Origin of the sequence: Streptomyces sp. NPDC058653, from assembly GCF_042716895.1 — a bacterium.
Classification (GTDB): Bacteria; Actinomycetota; Actinomycetes; order Streptomycetales; family Streptomycetaceae; genus Streptomyces.
The window spans coordinates 25,574-46,398 of sequence record NZ_JBHXRM010000021.1; the positions used below are offsets into that span (position 1 = coordinate 25,574).

Below are 20,825 nucleotides of genomic sequence, written 5' to 3' on the forward strand. Positions count from 1 at the left end.
GTTGTCTCTACGCTTTCGGCGCGGGGGTTGGGGGGGCCCGGGGGCCGGCCGTCCCCCTCTTTGCCTCCGCGCGGCGCCCCGCTTTTTTGTTTCGGGGGGGCGCGCGGTCCTGTCTGGCGCCTTGTCTGTGAGGGCGGGCGAGGGGGGAAGGAGGCGGCCCACATGCGGCACTGCGGCGACGGGGAAGAGGACGGCGCGACTCCGCTGCGGGTCGCGGTCATTATCGGCAGCACCCGTGAGGGGCGCCTCGGTGAGGCGATAGGGAGGTGGTTCGCCGGAGTGGCCGCCAAGCGGGACGAGTTGGAGGTGTCGGTGGTGGATCTGGCCGACTTCGACTTCCCCGCGCGCTACCCCGACCGGGCGACGGAGCCGATGACGGACTTCACCGCGGAGGTCGACCGCGCGGAGGCGTTCGTGGTAGTGACTCCGGAGTACAACCGTTCGTTCCCCGCCTCCCTCAAGCAGGCCGTCGACTACGCGTACGACGAGTGGCAGACCAAGCCGGTCGCCTTCGTCAGCTACGGCCACGGGTCCGGCGGGCTCTACGCGGTGGAGGCGCTGCGCACCGTCTTCATCGAATTGCACACGGTCACCCTGCGCAACGGAGTGTCGATCAACCTCTTCGACTGCGGCGACGACGTGCTCGACGTCGACGCGGTGACGGAGGAGCGCAGGGACCGCGAGGCGAGTGTGCTGCTCGACCAGCTCGGGTGGTGGGGCCTTGGCCTCCGCGAGGCGCGGGCGGCCAGGCCGTACATCTGCTGAGCACACGGGTGGCACGGGCGGCACCGCTGGATGGTGATGAGTTTCGGGCCCGCCCGGAGTCGTAACGGAAACCCCTCACACGTTCCGGAACGCAGACGCAGTACGAAGTCGCAGAACGCAGACGCAGAACGATCAAGCAGAACGACAAGGACTGATGATGAGTAATGATCTCGCGATCGAGACCACGGGGCTGGTGAAAGTCTTCGGCTCGAACCGCGCCGTGGACGGAGTCGATCTCGCCGTGCCGACGGGCACGGTCTACGGAGTGCTGGGTCCGAACGGCGCGGGCAAGACCACCGTCGTACGGATGCTCGCGACGCTGCTCCGCCCGGACGGCGGCGAGGCCCGTATCTTCGGCAAGGACGTGGTGAAGGACGCCGAGTCGGTCCGCAGCCGGGTCGCGCTCACCGGGCAGTACGCGTCGGTGGACGAGGACCTGACCGGTTCGGAGAATCTGGTCCTGCTCGGCAGGCTCCTCGGGCACACCAAGCCCGACGCCCGCGACCGCGCGGGGCAGTTGCTGGACGCGTTCGGTCTCACGGAGGCGGCCGGCCGGCAGGTCAAGAACTACTCGGGCGGTATGCGGCGCCGTATCGACATCGCCGCCTCCATCCTGAACACCCCCGACCTGCTCTTCCTGGACGAGCCGACGACCGGCCTCGACCCGCGCAGCCGCAACCAGGTGTGGGACATCGTGCGGGCCGTGGTCTCGCAGGGGACGACGGTGCTGCTGACCACCCAGTATCTGGACGAGGCCGACCAGCTGGCCTCCCGGATCGCGGTGATCGACCAGGGCAAGGTGATCGCCGAGGGCACGAAGGGCGACCTGAAGGCGTCGGTCGGCTCCGGCGCCGTCCACCTGCGGCTGCGTGACGCGGCGCAACGGCCCGACGCCCAGCGGGTGCTGGCCGCCGTGCTCAGCGCGGAGATCGTGCTGGACGCCGACCCGCTCGCGCTCACCGCCACGATCAGCGGGGCGGGCAGCGACCAGGGCGCGGCCGAGAAGGCCGGGCGGGCGCTGGCGGAGCTGGCCCGCGAGGGGATCGTCGTGGACAACTTCTCCCTCGGCCAGCCCAGTCTGGACGAGGTCTTCCTCGCCCTCACCGACAAGAAGAAGCCGGCCGGTCGGCCCGCCGGGAGCTCCACCGAGACCACCGATCTGAAGGAGGGGGCGGCGGTATGACCACCGTAGCCACGAAGACGCAGGACCTGGACGACCTCGAACTCGCCACGCCCACGGCGGAGGACCTCGCCGCCCTGCTGGTGAGGAAGGAACGGCCGTCGAGACCCAGCGCGCTCTCCGCGTCGATGACATTCGGCTGGCGGGCGATGCTGAAGATCAAGCATGTGCCCGAGCAGCTCTTCGACGTGACCGTCTTCCCGGTCATGATGGTGCTGATGTACGCGTATCTCTTCGGTGGTGCGCTGGCGGGGTCGGTCTCCGCGTACATCCAGTTCCTGCTGCCCGGCGTGATGGTGATGAGCGTCGTGATGATCACGATGTACACGGGCGTCGCGGTCAACACCGACATCGCCAAGGGCGTCTTCGACCGCTTCCGTACGCTCCCGATCTGGCGGCCGGCCCCGATGGTCGGCTATCTGCTCGGTGATGTGATCCGGTACATGATCGCCGCGGTCGTGATCCTGGGTGTGGGCCTGGCCATCGGATACCGGCCCGACGGTGGCGTGCTGGGCATCGCGGCCGGCGTGCTGCTGCTGCTCGTCTTCTCCTTCTCGTTCTCCTGGATCTGGACGATGTTCGGGCTGATGCTGCGCACCGAGAAGTCGGTGATGGGCGTCAGCATGATGGTGATCATGCCGCTGACGTTCCTGAGCAACGTCTTCGTCGACCCGAAGACGATGCCGGGCTGGCTCCAGGCGTTCGTCAACAACAGCCCCGTCTCCGAACTCTCCAGTGCTGTGAGGGAGTTGATGGCGGGCAACTGGCCGACCCACGACATCGCGGTGACGCTGGGCTGGTCGGTCGGTCTGGTGCTTGTCTTCGGTACGTGGACGATGCGGCTGTACAACCGCAAGTGAGCACATGGATCCCGACAGCTGTGGCCCGCGACTCCCGGGGGGAGAGCCGCGGGCCACAGCTCTGTGCGGGGGCGTGGTCGTGACGAAGGGGCCGTGGCGGTGGACGAGGTGCCGCCGTCCCCGGCGGGGCCGGGTCTCAGAGGCGCCAGTTGAGCGCACCGGGCGAGGCGTTGTCCGCGAGGTCGGGGCGGTAGGCGCAGGTCGAGCCCGTCGTCACCGACCTCCGCAGATGCGCGGCCAGTTCGGGGTGGAGCGCGTCGAGTCTGCGCAGCGTGTCGCGGATCCGGGCCGTGACCGTCTTACGGGCCCGTTCGGCCTCGTCGCCCAGCCGTCGCGTACGCCCGCCGAGACCGGCCGCGGTGCGCAACTCGTCCAGGAGCGCCTGGCGTTCCCTGTCGTACGTGGCCGCGCGTGCGTCGTCGCCGCGCTCGCCCGCGCGGTCGATCTCCCGGTCCAGCTGATCAAGCCGTCGGCGGTACTCGGACTTGGCCCGTTCGTCCAGGACCGGGTCGCCGCCCATGGCGCGTGCCGCCACGACCGTCTCGCCGCCGTCCGGGGCGAGCAGCCGGACGGCGGGGAAGTCCGTGCCCGGGTGGGAGAGCAGCGTGTGCAGGTCACGCAGCCCCTTGGCGTCCGGCACATGGACCGCCCGCCCGTCGAAGGCGAGCGCCCACACGGTCCCGTCCCGTCTGAACTCCGGCCCGGGCGGGCCCGGTTGACCGCCCGTGCCCGAGCTGGCGCCTGCGCCTGGGCTTGTGCCCGCGCTTACGCCCGTGCCCGTGCCCGGGTCGGCCTCGGTGTGGAGGGGGCGCGACCCCTCCGGCAAGCGCCGCTCCAGATGCCCCAGCCCCAGCCCCATCGCCTTCGCCGCCCGCACCGCCTCCGCCCGCACCTTCGCCTCCGCCGCGGCGTCCCCCGGCCCGCCGCGGGCCCGCAGGGCGTCCGCCAGTCCCAGTCCGGCGCGCACGGACCACGGTCGCGCCTGGAGACGGTCGGCCGAGTCGCGCGCGGAGGTGAACGCGGAAACCGCCGCGTCCCAGCGCCCCTCCGCCGCGTCGAGCATGCCGAGCCAGAGGTCCACGGGTCCGCTGACGTCGCAGCCGTACAGCGCGACGAGCCATCGCCCGCTGTGCGCTCCGAGGGCGTCCCTGGCCTCGGCGATCAACTGGGGATCGCCCGTCGCGGCGGCCGTGTGCGCCCGGAGCCGGAACAGCAGCGGCGCGAAGATGCGCGACACCGGCTCGGGCCGGTCCTCCAGCTCCCGCAGATGCCGCAGCGCCCGTTCCGTGTCACCGCGCTCGATCGCGGCGATCCCGTCGAGCAGCACGGGCAGCGGATAACCCACGCCTTCGAGACGGCGCGTGACACCGTCGGCCCGGTCGTAGCGCCCCCGGATCATGTGCAGGGCCCAGAGCAGATGCGAGGCGAGGAACTCATAGGGCCCGTGCCCGTCCGTCACCTCGACCGTGTCGGCGTACCACTTCTCGGCCTGCTCGAAGTCCCCGCTGAGCGCGGCGACGATGCCCAGGTCGACGGCCTTCCCCAGTTCGTACCGGCGCTTGCCCGCCCGCTCGGCCAGTCCCGTGTACGTACGTAACTGGCTGAGGTAGAGCGGATCCCCCAGCTCCAGCAGCGTCACCCAGCGCATCGCCGCGGCGTGCAACTCCATGTCCAGATTCTGGGTGCGGCGCGCGACGGCGGACATCTCGGTCGTGAGGGTGAGCCGCTCCTCGGAGGTGCCGAGACCCCAGATCGTGTCGTGGCGCGCCCAGAGGGAGAAGGCCAGCGCCTCGTCGTCATCGTCCCGGCGGGCGAGATCGGTGGCGCGGACGGCGAGGTCCTGCGCCATCCGCTCCCTCTCCCCTTCGCCGGCCCGGCCCCCGCCCCGGCCGACGATCCCGTCATCGTCACCGTCATCGTTACCATCACCGGCACGCTCGCCGTCGCCGAAGAGCGCGCGGTACGCCTCGTGCAGCAGCTCCGCCGCCTGAGGCGCCTGACCGGGGATGTCCTGCAACTGATGGACCGTGAGCGCCACGCGGGTCAGCAGCTCCGGATCGCCCAGCTCACGGGCGGGTGTCACCGCGCGGTCGAAATAGCGGTTGGCCTCCTCCTCCATGCCGTGATGCCGCAGCTCGCCGGCCAGGTCGAGCGCGATGAGGACGGCGCGGCGAGGATCACCCTCCCCCGCGGTCTCGGCCACCTCCAGCGCCCGCCGGTAGTGACTGATCGCCTCCTCCGCCGCGATCCTGCTCGACGCGTCCCGCGCCGCCGCGAGCAGCAGATCGATGCGGTGGTCCCGGTCCACGCTGTCACCGGCCAGATGGGCGTGCCGGGCCAGATCGGCGGGGAAGATCTTCTCGCCCAGCGCGGGCGCGGTGTCCAGGCCCCGTACGACCGCGCCGTGCAACCGGGCCGCCTCCGCCTCCTCCAGGGAGTCGTAGAGCGTCTCGCGGACGAGGTCGTGGGCGAAGGCGAACCGCCCGCCCTTGCGCGTCACCACGAGCCGGGCCGACACGGCCCGGTCCAGCAGCCGGTCCACGTGCGGCACGGGCGCCGAGGTGGTGGCGGCGAGCACCTGGCGGTGGAACTCCCTGCCCAGCACGCTCGCCGTGACCAGCAGGTCGCCGACCGGTTTCGGCAGCATCGACAGCCGCCGCCGCACGGCCTCGCGCACGCCGGGGGCGATCGTGCTGACCGGGCTGCCGCCGTGCCAGAGGCGGGCGGTCTGCTCCACGAAGAACGGATTGCCGCCGGTGCGGCTGTGCACCTCGTCCACCAGATCGGGCTCCGGCTCCCGCCCGGTGGTCAGCGTGAGGAGCGCGCCCACGTCGTCCCTGTCGAGCCCGGTCAGAGTCACGGCCGTGGTGGCGCGGGCGACGAGCGGGAGCATGAGCTGCTGGAGGGGGTGGCCGGGGGCCTCCACCTCCACGTCGCGGTACGTCCCGATGAGCAGCAGCCGCTCGAACCACGCGTGCTGGGCGGCGAACTCCAGCAGCTTGAGCGACGCGGTGTCCGCCCAGTGCAGGTCGTCCACGACCACGACGACCGGCCGGTGCTGGGAGACCGTGACGAGGGCGGTCGTCACCGCGTCGTACACGGAGAAGGCGTCCTTGGCCTCGTCGTCCCCCGCCGACTCCCCGAGCAGCACCGAAAGCCGCCCGCCCGCCGCCCGCTCGGCCTTCGTCCACTCCGTCTCGTCCAGGCCGCGCCGCAGCCCGCGCACCACCTGCACCCACGGCCAGTACCCCGGAGCGCTGCCCTCCCAGCAGGAACCGCCCAGCACGAGCGCCCCGCGCTGTCTGGCCTCCTGGGCGGCGGCGGTGACGAGCGTCGTCTTGCCGATGCCCGCCTCGCCCGCGATCAGCACGAGACCCCCGTGGCTGTCCGTCGCCCGGGCGATCTCCGCGCGCAGGACGCCTGCGGGGTGGTCACGCCCGATCAGTGCAGGGGTCATGACCAAAACCATAGAAGGCACCACTGACAATCGGCATACGAGATCTTTGCCGGCGGCTGACCTGCCACTTTGCCGGGCCGGGCCGGTCGACCCCGCCCGGCCCGTCGTACGAGTCGGCCCCTCACGCGAGTGGGCCCGCGGTCACCGAAGTGACCGCGGGCCCACCGCGTCAGCCGATCAGCGGGATCAGCTGTTCGTCCGGATCAGCCGTTCGGCCGGATCAGGCCGGGAACAGCGTGCTGAGCTTCTGGGCGACGTCCGCGTCGCCCTCTATGCGGAGCCTGCCGGCGGCGAACTCCTGCGTCCCGTCGGTGGATCCCGACTGGATGGACTTCAGGGTGTCCGCGTCCAGCACGAGCGTGGCGTTGGCGTCCGCGTTCTCCCCCTCTTGCAGCGAGCAGGTTCCGTCCTTCACGGTCAGCGCGAAGTGCTTGCCTTCGTCGGTGACGTTGAAGCCGAAGGTGAGGTCCAGGCCGGCGGCCGCGGCCGAGTCGAACCTGGCGGCGAGAGCCTGCATGGTGGCGTCGGAAGTGCTCAAGGGTCTCTCCATCGTTCAAGCGAGCTTGGTCGAGGTCCATTCAACCCCTCTCGACCGACCGCTTGGAGGATGTTCTTGAAAACATTCGGAACGTTTCAGAGAAGGTCGTCGCGATGCACACAACACTTGCGAACAGCCACGTGAATTCCTGCAAGAAATTCGCGTGTTTGTAGTAGAGGTTCGAGTCAACTCCCGTACGTTTTAGTCGACTTGGCCGAATAGCGCGGAAGTTCGCTCTTACGCCCCGCCTGCTCGTACGGCGCCCTTTATTCGCCGGATCATTCGCCTCGGACGACCACTACCGGAACCGACGCGTGCTGAGTGACATGAAGGCTTACGGAGCCGAGCAGCGCCGCCTTGAAACCGCTGTAGCCGCGGTCGCCGACCACCAGGAGTTCGGCGCCTTCGGCGCGGGCGAGAAGCGCCTGGGCGGCGTGCGCTCCCACGACCTGCCGGTCGACCGCCGCCGCGCCCTCCTTACCGAGGGCGGACTCCAGCGTCTCGTCCAGGATCTGCGCCGCCAGCTTCTCCGGGTCGAACTCCGGCGGTATGCCGGGGGCCATCGTCGCCCAGGCGCCGGCCGGGTACTCCCAGCCGATCGCGGCCTCCACCGTGTCCCCGGTGAGCCCCGCCTGCCGTACGGCCCAGTGCAGCGCCTTGACCGAGGAAGCCGACCCGTCGACTCCCACAACTATCCTGCCCATGACATACCTCCGTGCGTTCAGTGGTTCATCTCCGAGACGCCGCGGACGCGGCGCTCCCAGAGTGTTGTTGAAGCTTGTACCAGCCATGCCTGCAACCTCTGGCATCACCGGGCTATTCCGACGTACCGCCTCTGATCGCCCCCCGCGCCTCACCGCCCTCCCGTCCGCCGAGCGGCGCGCCGGTCGAAATTCCTTATCGCGCGGGCCGAAAAGGGCGGAGACTCGCCATATGGCTGACATGGAGTCTTTCCGGCAAGCGGTCATCGCGTGGGCGGCCGGGGGTCCCGAGGCCCCCGCGCGCGAATTGGCCGCGCGGCTGTCCGTCCGGACGGCCGTCCTGCTCGAAGGGCCGAGCGATGCCGCGGCGGTCGGCGCGCTGGCCGCGGCCCGAGGCCGGGACCTGGCGGCCAAAGGGGTCTGCGTGCTGCCGATGGGCGGCGCGATGAGCGTCGGCCGCTTCGCGGGGCTTCTCGGGCCACCCGGCCTCGATCTGCGGCTCACCGGCCTGTGCGACGAGAAGGAGCGCCGCTTCTACGAGGCCGGACTGGAGCGGGCCGGAGCCGCCGAGGGGAAGTTCTACGTCTGCACGGCCGACCTGGAGGACGAACTCATCCGCGCGCTCGGCGTGACACGGGTCGCCGAACTTGTCCGCGCGGAAGGTGACGTACGCGCGCTCCAGACGTTCCTGCGCCAGCCCGCACAGCAGGGACGTCCGGCGGAGCAGCAGTTGAGGCGCTTCCTCGGTACGAAGAAGGGGCGCAAGATCCACTACGGCCGGGTTCTCGTGGAGGCCCTGGGGCCCGACCGCATACCGGCACCGCTCGCCGATCTCTTCGCCGACCTGTGAGGTCCTGAACGACCGTTCCTGTCCGGCAAGTCCGACGCGACGATCTCGCGGCGCACCGGCGGTGAGCACGCGGACGGCGCGGTGGTCGCGATCGGCGGCAACGTCTCCGGCCTCCGGCGGCAACCGGCGCCCGGCCCCCTGGGCTCTCAACAGTTATCCGCAACTCTGTTGAAAACACCTCCCTGGCCAGCCCTTGTCCGGAAAGGGAGCGTTCGGCGAGAGTTCATCCCGCGACGCCCCACACACCCCCCAACCACGTCGCCGGACAAGCGCCCAGCCATGGCTCATCCATGAACGCACGCGGCAGCCAGCCCTCATCCCCAGGGGCTCGACGCCGCGCGGCTCGGCGCAGCCTCCGATAACGAGAGGAAGCACTGTGCAGGTTTCCCGCAAATATCTCGTCGCCGCCGTGACCGGCGTCCTGCTCTCGGCCTCCGCCGTGACCGGCGCGCAGGCCGCCGACCCGTCCGGTGCCGCGGCTCAGGCGCCCCGGTACCAGCCCGAGATGGTGGCGGCACTCGCCAAAACGCTCGGTGGCAGCGAGCAGGCGGCCGTCGAGAGGCTCGACCACGAGGCCGCGCAGCAGCGCGAGTTGGCCGCCGTGAACAAGCAGGGCATCAAGACGGACGGCGCCTTCTTCACCAAGGCGGGCACGCTCACCGTGAACGCGCCGGACGCGAGATCCGCGGCCCAGGTGGAGGACGCCGGCCTCAGCGCCCGCGTCCCCGAGCACGGCAAGTCCGCGCTGGACCGGATCAAGAGCGAGCTGGACGCGAAGGCCGTCAAGCAGGTTCCCGTCGGTGTGTCGTCGTGGTCGGTCGACCTCGCGTCCGACACCGTCACGGTGGAGGTGAACAGCGACAGCGGCGCCGCCGCCCGTTCGTTCATCAAAGCCGCGAGCAAGCACGGCGACGCCGTCCGTGTCGTACGGGGCCAGGAGCGTCTGGAGACCCAGGCCGTGGTGCCTCCGGGCAGCCGGATGACGTTCAACGGCTACATCTGCTCCGTCGGCTTCGGGGCGCGCGACGCCGCCGGCAAGCAGTATCTGGTGACCGCCGGGCACTGCATCGAGGACCTGCCGAACCTGGCGTACAACAACGTCAAGTTCGCCAAGGGCACGAACTCCCGCTTCGCCGTGGGCACCCGCAGCGTCGACATGGGCATCGCCGCGGTCGACGCCGAGGACTCCATAGGCACCCAGGTCACCACCCACGGCCAGGCCGGGAACGTCGCCGTCCGGGGCAGCACGCGCGCCTCGCAGGGCTCCGCGATGTGCAAGTCCGGCCAGACCACCGGCTGGACCTGCGGCACCGTCGGCTCGTACAACGTCACCGTCACCTACACCGACGCCAACGGCGGCCCCGACACGGTCGTCACCGGTCTGGGCAGCTCCACCGTCTGCACCGAGGGCGGCGACAGCGGCGGCGCGTACATCTCCGGCAACCAGGCGCAGGGCATGACCTCCGGCGGCCCGATCGGCCAGAACTGCACCGGCGTGAACACCCGCGGCTCCTCGTACTTCCAGCCGCTCACGGACGCGCTCTCCTACTACAAGCTGACCCTGAACGTCGCCTGACCCTCCCGACAGGGAGCGATCCCGAACGTCACCCGAGCCACTGATCTCTCCGATGCCCCCGGGGAGACAGCGGCGGAGCCGCCCACCCTTACCGGTGGGCGGCTTTCGTCGTCCGCTTACCATCGGACGGAATATCGGAGTTCGGCCGGTGCGGGACTCCTCTTCGATCGGAGCTGCTGCCATGACCGACATGGATACGGACATGGACCTGGGCGGGGCCGACGGAGACGCCGAGGTGACGTTCGCCGACGTCTTCCGCGACGCGCTGCGTCGCCGCGGTCTCTCCCTCGAACGTGTACGGGACCGGCTCGAAGCCCAGGGCATCGGCGTCAGCCTGGCCACCCTCAGTTACTGGCAGCGCGGGCGCAGCCAGCCCGAGCGCGCACGGTCCCTGCGCGCCGTGGACGCGCTGGAGTCCATCCTCGCCCTGCCCGCGGGCGCGCTCCGCTCGCTCCTGCGCCCCGGCCGGCCGCGCGGCCGTACGACGACCGAGCTGCTCGACCTGTCCGCGTCGCACCGTGTCTTCGGCGAGAACTCCGACGTCGAACAGGCCCTCGGCGCGGACTTCGCGCGCTTCAACGAGGACGTCACCTCGCTGGTCATCCATGAGACGGTCCATCTCGACGAGGAGCGCTGCATACGGCAGATGTCCGTGAACCAGGTGCTGCGCGCGACCCGCGACGGGGCGAGCCGGATGACCGCCGTGCATGTCATCGACGACCCGGCGACGGCGTCGGTCGACGTCACCGTACGGTGCGGCAAACTCGGCCGCCTGGAGTTCCTGCCGGAGCGGCAGAGCATCGTGACGGAGATCCTCTTCGGCGGGGAACTCGCCAAGAACGAGACCGTGGTGGCCGACTACACCATCTCGCTCACCCCGAGCCGCGAGGTGTCGACGTACCACGAGCGCCGGACGCGGGTGAGCCTGCGGGAGTATCTGCTGCACGTCTACTTCCACCCGGACGCGCTGCCGGTGAGCTGCCACCGCTACTACCGGGAGCGGATCGGCGCGGAGAAGACCAGCAGCCGGCAGATCGCCCTGGACGTCTCGCACTCGGCGCACATGCTGCCGCCGAAGTGCCCGGCGGGGATACACGGCATGTCGTGGGAGTGGCCCGCCTGACGGGTTCCTCCGCCGGACGGGATGTCAGACCCCGCCGCTACTGTTTTCCCATGACCGAAGCGTCCGTGACCACGCCCACGCACGCCGCCGAACTGCGCGACTGGCGGCGGCTGTTGGACGACCCCCCAGACCCTGTCGTCACCGAGAAGGGCCGACGGCTCAAGGAAGCCGCCATGCTCGACTTCGGGGTGCGGGAGAGCGCGATCGCGTCCTGGCTGTACACGAAGTGCCATCAGCAGATTCCCACCCTGGCCGTGGACACGGCCGCCGTCGTCGCCACCGGCGACGGCAGCTGCGTGCTTCTGTACAACCCGGAGTTCTTCGAGGCGATCGGCGCGGACGGCGTGCGCTTCGTGCTCTTCCACGAGGCGCGCCACCTCATACACCGGCATCTGTACGCGGCTCCGGAGCTGCGCGCGGACCCCGTGTTCAAGCTGGCCGCCGAGGTCTCCATCAACCATGTGGTCATGCGGCGGCTGCGCAGCAAGCTGCCCACACGCCTGACGGGCGGCACGGCGGGTGAGGGGAGCGGCGGGCAGGTACGGGAGCCGGTCGGGATCGATCCGCACGAGATCCACGCCCTGTACGAGGAGGACCTGCGCGCACAGGGCCTGGAGCCGGTCTCGTACGAGCACTTCACCGAGACCGACATGAGCGTGTACGGCGAGCTGAAGCGGATGAGCGACCCACCCGTGCCGGCCGGTGCCGTCTGCCCGCATCTGCTCGTCGACGGGATCCCCCTGGACGACGAGACCGTGGGCCAGGTCGTGGAGGGCGTCCTCGCGAACGTGCTGCGGGCCGCCCTGCGCGGGGAGGGGATCGCCCGCGACGAGATCCTGCATCTCGCCGACCGCTCCGAGGGCGGCAGCGACCGGGTCTCCAAGCTGTGGGGCCGCCTCGGCCTCGGCGCGCTGCGCGGCCGGACCGAGCCCACCCGCCGGGTCGAGTGGTGGAAGCGCTGGCTGTCCGACACGCTCGCCTCCAAACTCCGCGACGGCGAACGGCTCATCTACCCCAGGAAGCACGGCGCGGTGCTGCTCGCCCTCGGGCACGATCCGATGCTGTCGCGGCGCGGCAAGGAGCGTACGAAGGTGGTGGTCATCGCGATCGACACCTCCGGTTCCATGTCCCAGCGGGTGATCGACTGGCTGATGACACTGGTCGGCCGCACCGACGGCGTCGAGACGCACTGGCTGAGTTTCGACGGGGAGGTCATGCCGTTCGTCGCGGGAGAGCGGGTGACCGGCGGTGGCGGCACGGACTTCGGCAAGGTCGTGGAGTACGTGGAGGGGCGCCGGGAGGTCGGCGGCAAGCGGTGCGAGGTGAAGCCGGACGCGGTGATCATGGTCACCGACGGTCATGCGCCGCCAGTGACTCCGGCCCGGCCCGAGAGCTGGATCTGGCTGATAACCGACGGCGGGGACGACTGGCCGGAGCGGCACACCCCGCCGATGGCCTGCCACCGCGTCACGACCGGCGACGGCTGACGGCTCGGGGGCGTACGCCGCGCTGGCGGGGGAGCGGTGGCGCGGGCGCCGGGGTCCGTGAGCCGCACCGGCCCCGGTGCGGGGTCAGCCGACCGCACCGGCGTCGGCGCGGGGCCCGGACCGCCGCCGGTGCCGGGGCAGCCGACCCAACCGCACCGGCGCGGGACCGGCGTTGGCGCCGGGTCTGCCGTCCGAACCGCACCCGCACCCGCACCCGCACCCGCACCGGCGCGGGGCCCGGACCGGCGTCGGCGCGGGGCCCGGGGAGGCCCCGGTGCCGAGCCGGGCCCTCCGACCCCAGCCCCAGGCCGGCCCCCGCGCAGGCGCCAGACCTGCACGCGCACCCGCACCTGCGCCGACCCGCACCGGCCCCGAGCCGACCCGCACCGGCCCCGAGCCGGCGCGGAACCGGTACCGGCCGACCCCCCGACCCGCACCCGCCCTCCTCACCCGCACTGGTACCGGCGCCAGTTCAGCTCCCCGACCCGCACCCGCACCGGTACCGGCCAGCCCCCCGACCCGCACTCGCCCTCCTCACCCGCACCGGCACCAGCGCCAGGTCAGCCCGCCGACCCGCACCCGCACCCGCACCGGTGCCGACCCACCCGACCCGCACCCGCCCTCCGCTCCCTCACCCGCATCGCCGTAACCCGTATCCACCGGACGAGGACTGGACCCCACCGTGATCAAGACCGCTCCCAAGCCCGCCGCGCGCCGCTCCTCCCGGGGCTCCCGGGACGAGGCATGGACCGTCACCACCACCTATCCGGAGCGGCCGGCCGGGCCCCAACCGGGCACGCGCCTCGCGGAGTTCATCGACGCCATGATCGCCATGGGCCAGACCGGCCAGGTGTTCGGCGAGCACGGCATCGGCAAGACCTCCACCTTCCTCAGCCACATCCCCGAGGCCCACCCCGGCACGCGCGTCGTCCTCGTCCCCGCGGCCAATCTCACCCCCGACGACCTGCTGATGAACGCACCCGTAAGGGACGACAGCACCGGCGGGCTCGTCCTCACGCAGCTGATCATGAGCCAACTCGACCCCGGCGAGCCGTTCGTGCTGCTGATCGACGACTCGTTGCAGGCCGGCGAGATGATCCAGTCCCAGCTCATGCAGGTCGCCTGCAACTGGACCCTCGGCGAACACGACCTGCGCGCCCTCGGCTGCGTCGGAGTCTTCCTCTGCGACAACGAGTCCCGGACCGAGACCGGCTCCGTCCGCAGCGACCTCGCCGTGCTCGACCGCATGGTCACCCTGCGCCTCACCTCCAACGACACGGCCTGGCGCCACACCCTCGCCGCCCGCTACCCGGACTGGGACCTCGGCGAGGTCTTCCGGATCTGGGCCGCCCTGACGCCCCCGCTGCGTTCCCTGCTCTCCCCGCGCACCCTGGAGCACGTGCTGGACTGCGCCCGCGCCGGTCTGCCGCTGAGCTGGGGGCTGCCGCTGGTGGGCGGGGTCCGGCTGCGGCTGAGGGACCGGCGCAAGGACGGTACGGAGGGAGCCGACCGTACGGCGGAGACCCTCGACGCGCTCGCGGCGGCCGTGGGCGCCGCGAACCCGCGGACCGTCTCCGATCCCGTACGCCGCATTCTGCGCACCGCCCTGCGGGAGAACTGGGCCGTGCTGCTGCAAGGACCGCCCGGCTGCGGAAAGACGGAGATCACCAAGAGTCTCGTACGGGACGAACTCGGCGCGGAGCCGGTGTACTTCTCGCTCCCCGTGACCAACGTCGAGGACCTGTGCGTGCCCGTGCCCACCCCGGACGGCCGGCTGGACACCCTGCTCACCCAGTCGCTCTCGGGGCCGGGGGAGAAGGTGATCATCTGGGACGAGTACAACCGGCCGAAGGACAAGGCCGCGTTCGCCAAGCTGATGGAGATCACCCAGGAGTGGTCGCTGGCGGGGCGGCCGGTGGAGGGCCTGCGCGCCCAGATCGCCCTCCAGAATCCGCCGTACCACCTCGGCCGGAAGCTCCAGGTCAGCCGGAACAACGTGGCGCAGGCCAGCCGCTTCACGATCAGTTACGAGGTGCGGCCCGAGGACATCCCGGCCAACGAGTGGCTGATGGCCGCGTACGGTGAGGTGGCCGAGACCGTCCTCGAATGGTGGAAGAACGACATAGACGACGAGGCCCGCGACTGGATCACCAAGCGGACCCTGGAGCGGCTGATCAAACTGCATCTGGCCGGCCAGCCGCTGATCTCCGGCCTGATCTATCTCGGCGAGGGCGAGTTCGCACCGGTGCCGCTGACCGCGCTCGAAGCCAGACTGCTCGGTGCCGGGCAGGAAGCGGCCCTGGGCTTCAAGGAGTTGGTGCGGGACATCGACATCTGGGAGAAGCGGCTCGCGGTCGCGTCGGAGGTCTCGTCGGAGGGGACGAACGACACCGACCTGGTGCACCGGGTGCTGGCCAACGCCGAGTTGTCGCAGCTCAAGAGGAACCCCGAGGTGGTCGCGCGGGCGCTGCGCCATCTGCCGCCGAAGCTGCGCGCCACGTATCTCGTGGGGCAGACGCCCGCCCGCCAGAGCTTCTGGGTCGGCGCGCTGGCCCGGATGAAAGAGCTCGCCGCGTCGTCGTCCTGAGCCGGCCTCGGGCCGCTGACCTCCGCGGCCGACGTCCGGACCCGGCCCCGTACCTGAGCCCCGTCATCGGCCCCCGTAACCGCCTTTCCCTCACCGCCTTCTCCAGAAAGCCGCAGCCCCTCGCCATGCGCCTCGCCGAGCACACCGTCGTGTCCGCCGCCTACGCACTCGCCGACCGGGACTTGACCCGCGCGCTGATACCGCGGATACGGGAGGAGACGCTCGCGCTGCTCGGCAGCGCGGCGCCGGTCCCCTCGGTCCTCCTGGACGAGGTGCTCGCCTCGTCCGACCCGGAGTTGCGCGGCGCGCTCTTCTCGGCGGCCCGATACCACAGCGATGTGTTCCGCCGGCTGGCCCTGCTCGGCGATCCCGCGCTGGCCGTCCACCTCCACGGCCTGCGCGACTGGGAGCGCACGGCGAGCGAGCGGGCCGCGGTGTGGGAGGGCGCGGCTGCCACGGCCGACGACCCCGCCTGGCACGCGAAGGGCGCGCTTCCGGGGCGGCTGCTGACGGCCACGTCCCGGGACCTGCTGGAGCCCGCCCTGCTCTCGCCCTTCCCGGAGCTGGTGGCGTACGCGCGGCGCGTCCTTGAGCACGCGTCCACGCCGGCGCCTCCTCGGACGGTCTCCGTCCCCCGGCCGAAACCGTCGCCGCCCGCCCCCGGGACGACGAAGGAGCTGGTCGGGCATCTCCGCGACGCGCACTACTACGGCGAGATAGAGCTGCCGACGGCGCCGGGCGCCCTGGACTGGGACGAGCTGCTCGCCGAGCATCGCGGGGCGCCGCTCACCGCGAACGGACTGCTCAGGCTGCGGGCCCACCCGGACTGCCCGGAGGAGCTGGCCCTGGCCGCCTTCGAGGTCAACCGCGTAAGCCAGGTCGACGGCAGCCTCCACTGGTCGATGCTGGCCGCCGCCGACGAGGACCGTCTCGCCGAACTCCTCGTACCGGGAATCCGGTCCGGTGCCTACCCGGTCGACCGCGTCCTTCGGGAGATCGGCCCGGCGCGCAAGGTCGTGTGCGGGCTGCCCCACGGCCACGAGGGCGTACGTACGGCCCTGGCCGCCCAAGTGGCCCGGCTGGGCTCGGACTTCGCGCCCTGGCGGGCCCTCCACCTCCTGCTCCCGCGCTTCTCCGGCACCGTCACCGAGCTCATCGACGCCGCGCTCGCCGAGACGCCGAAGCACCTGGACCAGCCGTGGCCGAAGCCGGTGGGACCGGAGTTCCCGAGCCGCGGGCGGCAGGGCGGCCGGGCCGCCTGGCTGCATCTGTACGACGCGGCCGACCACGGGACCCGGTGCGCGCTCACGGAGCACATGGACCTGAGGGCCATCCAGCAGTTGCTGCTCCGGCATGCGCCGAGTCCGGAACTGCGGGCGCATATCGTCCGGGTGAGGGGCGCGTCCGCCCTCGCGGGCATCGCGTCGGAGTGGTCGACCTCGCCGGAGGCGATCGAGGAGCTGATCCCGTACAACGACCCCGAGGTCAACGCCGCGCTTTTCCTCCACACGAACCTCACTCCCGCCCAGCGCCGGCACATCCTCTCGGGGCGGCTGTGGCGCGACGGTCACTCGGCGGACACTCCCGCGGCCGACCGGATTCCGCTGACGGAGCCGTTGACCGACGGTCTGCGCGAGAGCGCGCGGCGGTCGTGGCTGCTCGCGTGCTGCGACTCCGGGGACCCGCTGCTCTGCCGCGTTCTGCTGGGCAGCCCCCGGGCGAAGGCGCACACGCTCGCGCTTGAGCTGCTCATGCTTCTCCGGCTCTGGGAGCGCCACGGCCCCGACGCCGTAAGGGAGTTGCTCGACGAGACCGACTTCCCCGGCCGGAAGAAGCAGTCCAGGCATCCGCTGTCGCCCAAGGCCATTGAGACGGGGCGTACGGCGCTGGAGGTGGTGGGCTCGGAGAGCGGACTGGCCCTGCTGCGTGCCGCGTACGAGCGGGCGGCGGGTCCGGTCGGCCGGGCGGACTTCCTCTGCGACAAGGGCGCGGGCAGCGAGAGCGACGACCTGGTGAAGGCACTCGCGATCCTCGTCGAGGAGATCGGACCGGGGCCGATGCCGTGGGCACGGCTGGAGGCGATGCACGCGCTGAAGCCTCTGCACGACCGGGTCCTGGTCCGGCTGGCCGAACAGGACGCCTGCCCGGCCGCGCTCACCGAGGCGTCGGAGATCGCCGGTCTGCGTCTGTCGCACCCCGAATACCGGCCCCGCAAGGCGGGAAGGCCGCCGACGGCTTCGGAGATGCTGGGGAAGTATCCGCAGCGGCTGGACAGAGCGGGCCGCTGCCACTGGCTGGAGAAGGCGTATCACCTGGGTCGGATCACCCTGCCCGAGGTGGTGCGGTCCGTCTTCCCGGCGCAGGCGGCGGTCGCGTTCCTGTCCACGACGCTGAGCGCGGCGCCGCGCACGGAAGCGGAGACCGAGGAGAGACGGGAGGCACGCGGTGAGGTCGCCGCGCTCGTGGCGGAGCACCTGTCGGACAATCCGGAGGGCTGGGCGCTGGCGCTGCGTCTGACACCGGAGTTCGAGGGGACGCTCCCCGATCTGCTGCGTGCGTCGGGAGCGGTGCTGAGCTGAGGCCCCCCCGGCCCGGCCCCGGCACGCCACCCCCGGCCCGTTCGCACCCCTCTCCGGCTTCGCGCCCCCCTCCCCACCGCCCAACCGACCGTCACGAGAAAGCACGAGTCTCCACGATGCGCTTCGCCGAGCCCACCGTCGTATCCGCCGTGTACGCCCTCGCCGACCACGCGCTCACCCGTGCGCTGATGACCCGCGTGAGGGACGAGACCGTCGAGCTGCTGGGCAGCTCGGCCGAGGTGCCGCGTTCCCTGCTGGAAGAGGTGTTCGCGTCGGGCGACCCGGGCTTCCTCGCCGCGCTCGCCGCCTCCTCTCCGGGCCGCGGTGAGGTGTTCGACCGGCTGGCCGCGCTGGGCGATCCCGAGCTGGCCCTGATCCTCTACGGCACCCACGGCAACGAGCGCACCCCCGCCCAGCGCGCCGCTGTGTGGAAGGGCGCGGCCACCACGGCCGACGACCCCCGCTGGCGGACCGAGGACGCCCTGCCCGCGCGGCTGTTGGCCTCCGACCACAGAGATCTCCTGGAACTGCTGGAGCCGGCACTGCTGTCGCCCTTCCCCGAGCTGGTGGCGCACGCGCGGCGGGTCATCGACCACAGCGGCGGGGAGAGCACCGTGGAGCGGTACTGGCGCAAGGCCTGTCCCAAGACGCTGCCGGAGCTGATCGACGCCCTGCGGGACAGCACCATCAGCGGCCGTGACATCGATCTGCCCGCGGGAGTGGTGGACTGGGACGTACTGCTCGCCGAGCAGCGCCGCGAGCCGTTCGGCGCAAAGGAACTGCGAAGGATGTGGCAGCACCCGGACTGCCCCGAGGAGCTGGCCATGGCCGCGTTCGAGTGCAGTGAGAACGACCGGCCCTCCGGCGCCACGTACTGGTCGATGCTCACGAGCCCCGCCCTCGACGAACTGGCCGACCACAGCCTGGCCCAGCTCTTCCGCGCCGGCGTCGAGTCCGGTGTTTTTCCGGTCGACCGGCTGCTGTCGGAGATCGGCCCCGCTCGCAGGACTCTGGGCGGGCTGCCGGACGGGCACGACCCGACAGAGACCGCGCTCGCAGCCCAGGCGGCCCGGCTGGGCTCGGACTTCGCGCCCTGGCGGGCGGTGTACGCGCTGCTTCCCCGCTTCCAGGGAAGCGTCACCGAACTGGTCGACGCCGCGCTCGCCGAGGCGCCGGAGCACGAGGGCCGGCCGTGGCCGAAGCCGTTGGGGCCCGAGACCCCGAGCCGGAAGCCCGCGAAGAGCCGGGCGGCGTGGCTGCGTCTCTACAGCGCGGCCGGTCACTCCACGCAGTGCGCGCTCGGCGGGCACATGGACGTACGGACCGTCCAGCAGCTGGTGTTCTGGCAGGAGCCGTCCGCCGAGCTGCGTTCCCATCTCGTCCGGTCGCGGGGCGAGTCCGTCCGCGTGGCCCTGGCCTCGGACTGGAACACCCCGCAGGAGTTGATCGAGGAGCTGATCCCGTTCAACGAGCCCGCGGTCAACGCCGCGCTCTTCCTCGAAACCGACCTCACCCCCGCTCAGCGGCGCCATATCCTCTCCGGCCGGCGCTGGGCGGACGGTGTCTCCGCCGATACCCCGTCCGCCGAGCGCCTTGAGCTGAGGGACTCCCTGGTCGGCGGTCTCCGGAGCAGTGCCAGGCGGCACTGGCTGCTCGCGTGCGCCGACTCCGGCGACCCGCTGCTCTGCCGCATCCTGCTCGGCAGCCTCCGGGTGAAGATCCATACGTCCGCGCTTGAGCTGCACATGCTGATACGTCTCTGGGAGCGCCACGGCCCGGACGCCGTACGGGAGTTGCTGGACGAGACCGACTTCCCCGGGCGCAAGCGGCCGGCCAGGCATCCGCTGTCACAAGCGACTTCGGAGACGGGCCGCGCGGCGCTGGAGGCCGACGGCTCGGCGGGGCCGGGCGGCGGACCGGCCCTGCTGCGGGCGGCGTACGAGAAGGCCGTGAGCCCGGAGGGGCGGGCGGAGTTCCTGTGCGAGAAGGGGTTCGGCAGCGAGGGCGACGAGTTTCGCGACGCCCTGTCCCATCTGGAGGAGGAGGTCGGTCCGGGGCCGGTGCCCTGGGCGGAGCTGGAGGCGCGTCACCACGTGAAGGCTCTCGACGACCGGCTCCTGGACCAGTTTCGGCCCGGAGTGCTCGATCCCGATGATCTGGAGGGGTGCCCGGCGGCCCTCACCGAGGCGTCCGCCGCGGCCGCCCTGCGGATGTCGCACCGGCACTACCGGCCCCGCCGGGGCGCGGAGCCGCCCACGATCGCCCGGATGCTGGAGAAGCTGCCGCTTCCGCTGATGGGGGGCGAGTGCGAGTGGCTGGAGAAGGCGCACAGGCGCGGCCTCGTCACATTGGACGAGGTGGTGCGGACCGGCTTCCCGGCGCATGCCACCGTGGCGTTCCTGGCCAAGGCCCTGGCGCCGCGCGCCACGGCCGGCGCGGACCCGGACGGCGACGCCGAAGTCCTGGTCGAGACCGAGGAGATACGTGAGGCGCGGCGCGCCGTCGTTGCACTCGCCTCGGAGCACCTGTCGGACAACCCGGACGCCTGGGCTCTGGCGCTCCAGCTCATACCGGAGTTCGAGGGCACGCTGCCGGATCTGCTGCGTGCGTCCGGGGCGGTGGTGAGCTGAGGTCCCCGGCCCGCCGAACAGGTTCTACGCGAAGCGCGAGACGTACCGCTTCTGCCAGGGCGTCTCGACCGCGTGCCGCGAGTAGTGCTCGCGGACATAGGCGACGGCCTCGGCGTTCGGCACTCCGTCGAGGACGGCGAGGCAGGCCAGGGCCGTACCGGTACGGCCCCGCCCGCCGCCGCAGGCGACTTCGACCCGCTCGTCCGCGGCCCGAGACAGGGCTTCGCGCAGCGCGTCGGCGGCGCCGGCCCGGTCGGCGGGGAGCCGGAAGTCGGGCCAGCGGACCCACGTGGCCTCCCACTCGACGGCAGGGGGCTCCTTGCCCAGCAGATGGAGCGCGAACTGGGGTACGGGGCCGGCCGGAAGGGGGTGACGGAGTCCCCGGCCCCGTACGAGCCGGCCGGAGGGAAGCCGTAGCACTCCCGCCGCCGTGGGTGCCCACGTGGTGTTCACCGCACCGGAATCAACCATGACGTCCGTTCCTCCCCGACC

The 20,825-nt window shown here is 71.6% G+C and carries 14 protein-coding genes; 10 read left to right on the forward strand and 4 right to left on the reverse strand.

Annotated features, from left to right (window positions below):
• The first annotated feature begins 162 nt into the window (after positions 1-162).
• The 3 genes from ACFWU9_RS19285 to ACFWU9_RS19295 all read left to right on the forward strand — a co-directional run bounded on the left by ACFWU9_RS19285 (position 163) and on the right by ACFWU9_RS19295 (position 2,805).
• Entirely contained in the window at positions 163-765 is a 603-nt protein-coding gene (locus tag ACFWU9_RS19285) for an NADPH-dependent FMN reductase (protein ID WP_384319859.1), read from the forward strand.
• Positions 766-922: 157 nt separating this feature from the next.
• A complete protein-coding gene (locus tag ACFWU9_RS19290; protein WP_384319861.1) occupies positions 923-1,948 on the forward strand; it encodes an ATP-binding cassette domain-containing protein in 1,026 nt (341 codons plus the stop codon).
• Positions 1,945-2,805: an ABC transporter permease gene (locus tag ACFWU9_RS19295; RefSeq protein ID WP_384319864.1), complete on the forward strand. Its 861-nt coding sequence runs from the start codon at positions 1,945-1,947 to the stop codon at positions 2,803-2,805. Before ACFWU9_RS19290 ends, ACFWU9_RS19295 begins: the two co-directional genes overlap by 4 nt.
• A gap of 136 nt (positions 2,806-2,941) precedes the next feature.
• On the opposite strand, the gene ACFWU9_RS19300 is transcribed toward ACFWU9_RS19295, so the two are convergent.
• The 3 genes from ACFWU9_RS19300 to ACFWU9_RS19310 form a co-directional block, all read right to left on the reverse strand.
• Positions 2,942-6,262 (reverse strand): ATP-binding protein, encoded by a 3,321-nt coding sequence (locus ACFWU9_RS19300; protein ID WP_384319866.1) that lies wholly within the window; start codon positions 6,260-6,262, stop codon positions 2,942-2,944.
• Between the two features lie 220 nt (positions 6,263-6,482).
• Positions 6,483-6,800 (reverse strand): SCP2 sterol-binding domain-containing protein, encoded by a 318-nt coding sequence (locus ACFWU9_RS19305; RefSeq protein WP_384319869.1) that lies wholly within the window; start codon positions 6,798-6,800, stop codon positions 6,483-6,485.
• 278 nt (positions 6,801-7,078) lie between these two features.
• Entirely contained in the window at positions 7,079-7,504 is a 426-nt protein-coding gene (locus ACFWU9_RS19310) for a universal stress protein (protein WP_384319871.1), read from the reverse strand.
• A 229-nt stretch (positions 7,505-7,733) separates the two neighbouring features.
• Here ACFWU9_RS19310 and ACFWU9_RS19315 point away from each other — a divergent pair, with 229 nt between their 5' ends.
• The 7 genes from ACFWU9_RS19315 (at position 7,734) to ACFWU9_RS19345 (ending at position 20,333) form a co-directional block, all read left to right on the forward strand.
• Positions 7,734-8,351 carry a TOPRIM nucleotidyl transferase/hydrolase domain-containing protein gene (locus ACFWU9_RS19315; protein WP_384319874.1) on the forward strand — a complete coding sequence of 206 codons (618 nt, stop codon included), beginning with the start codon at positions 7,734-7,736 and terminating at the stop codon, positions 8,349-8,351.
• A gap of 376 nt (positions 8,352-8,727) precedes the next feature.
• A complete protein-coding gene (locus ACFWU9_RS19320) occupies positions 8,728-9,927 on the forward strand; it encodes a S1 family peptidase (protein WP_384319876.1) in 1,200 nt (399 codons plus the stop codon).
• 181 nt (positions 9,928-10,108) lie between these two features.
• On the forward strand, positions 10,109-11,050 hold the full coding sequence (locus tag ACFWU9_RS19325) for an XRE family transcriptional regulator (protein ID WP_384319878.1): 942 nt from the start codon (positions 10,109-10,111) through the stop codon (positions 11,048-11,050).
• A 50-nt stretch (positions 11,051-11,100) separates the two neighbouring features.
• The gene (locus ACFWU9_RS19330; RefSeq protein ID WP_384319880.1) at positions 11,101-12,537 is read left to right on the forward strand and encodes a hypothetical protein; all 1,437 of its coding nucleotides are present in this window, start codon (positions 11,101-11,103) and stop codon (positions 12,535-12,537) included.
• Positions 12,538-13,360: 823 nt separating this feature from the next.
• The gene (locus tag ACFWU9_RS19335; protein WP_384320028.1) at positions 13,361-15,124 is read left to right on the forward strand and encodes an AAA family ATPase; all 1,764 of its coding nucleotides are present in this window, start codon (positions 13,361-13,363) and stop codon (positions 15,122-15,124) included.
• A 125-nt stretch (positions 15,125-15,249) separates the two neighbouring features.
• Complete coding sequence (locus tag ACFWU9_RS19340) at positions 15,250-17,703, forward strand: hypothetical protein (RefSeq protein WP_384319882.1); 2,454 nt, start codon at positions 15,250-15,252, stop codon at positions 17,701-17,703.
• Between the two features lie 116 nt (positions 17,704-17,819).
• Positions 17,820-20,333, forward strand: a complete 2,514-nt coding sequence (locus tag ACFWU9_RS19345; RefSeq protein ID WP_384319884.1) for a hypothetical protein — start codon at positions 17,820-17,822, stop codon at positions 20,331-20,333.
• Between the two features lie 24 nt (positions 20,334-20,357).
• On the opposite strand, the gene ACFWU9_RS19350 is transcribed toward ACFWU9_RS19345, so the two are convergent.
• Positions 20,358-20,804 carry a protein-tyrosine phosphatase family protein gene (locus ACFWU9_RS19350; protein ID WP_384319886.1) on the reverse strand — a complete coding sequence of 149 codons (447 nt, stop codon included), beginning with the start codon at positions 20,802-20,804 and terminating at the stop codon, positions 20,358-20,360.
• Positions 20,805-20,825: the final 21 nt, after the last annotated feature.

What these genes read in the sequence shown, in the direction of transcription:
- ACFWU9_RS19330 (WP_384319880.1), top strand. Translation starts at nt 11,101, where the DNA reads ATGACCGAAGCGTCCGTGACCACGCCCACGCACGCCGCCGAACTGCGC.
- ACFWU9_RS19290 (WP_384319861.1), top strand. Translation starts at nt 923, where the DNA reads ATGAGTAATGATCTCGCGATCGAGACCACGGGGCTGGTGAAAGTCTTC.
- ACFWU9_RS19315 (WP_384319874.1), top strand. Translation starts at nt 7,734, where the DNA reads ATGGCTGACATGGAGTCTTTCCGGCAAGCGGTCATCGCGTGGGCGGCC.
- ACFWU9_RS19300 (WP_384319866.1), bottom strand. Translation starts at nt 6,262, where the DNA reads ATGACCCCTGCACTGATCGGGCGTGACCACCCCGCAGGCGTCCTGCGC.
- ACFWU9_RS19285 (WP_384319859.1), top strand. Translation starts at nt 163, where the DNA reads ATGCGGCACTGCGGCGACGGGGAAGAGGACGGCGCGACTCCGCTGCGG.
- ACFWU9_RS19325 (WP_384319878.1), top strand. Translation starts at nt 10,109, where the DNA reads ATGACCGACATGGATACGGACATGGACCTGGGCGGGGCCGACGGAGAC.
- ACFWU9_RS19310 (WP_384319871.1), bottom strand. Translation starts at nt 7,504, where the DNA reads ATGGGCAGGATAGTTGTGGGAGTCGACGGGTCGGCTTCCTCGGTCAAG.
- ACFWU9_RS19335 (WP_384320028.1), top strand. Translation starts at nt 13,361, where the DNA reads ATGATCGCCATGGGCCAGACCGGCCAGGTGTTCGGCGAGCACGGCATC.
- ACFWU9_RS19350 (WP_384319886.1), bottom strand. Translation starts at nt 20,804, where the DNA reads ATGGTTGATTCCGGTGCGGTGAACACCACGTGGGCACCCACGGCGGCG.
- ACFWU9_RS19295 (WP_384319864.1), top strand. Translation starts at nt 1,945, where the DNA reads ATGACCACCGTAGCCACGAAGACGCAGGACCTGGACGACCTCGAACTC.
- ACFWU9_RS19340 (WP_384319882.1), top strand. Translation starts at nt 15,250, where the DNA reads ATGCGCCTCGCCGAGCACACCGTCGTGTCCGCCGCCTACGCACTCGCC.
- ACFWU9_RS19345 (WP_384319884.1), top strand. Translation starts at nt 17,820, where the DNA reads ATGCGCTTCGCCGAGCCCACCGTCGTATCCGCCGTGTACGCCCTCGCC.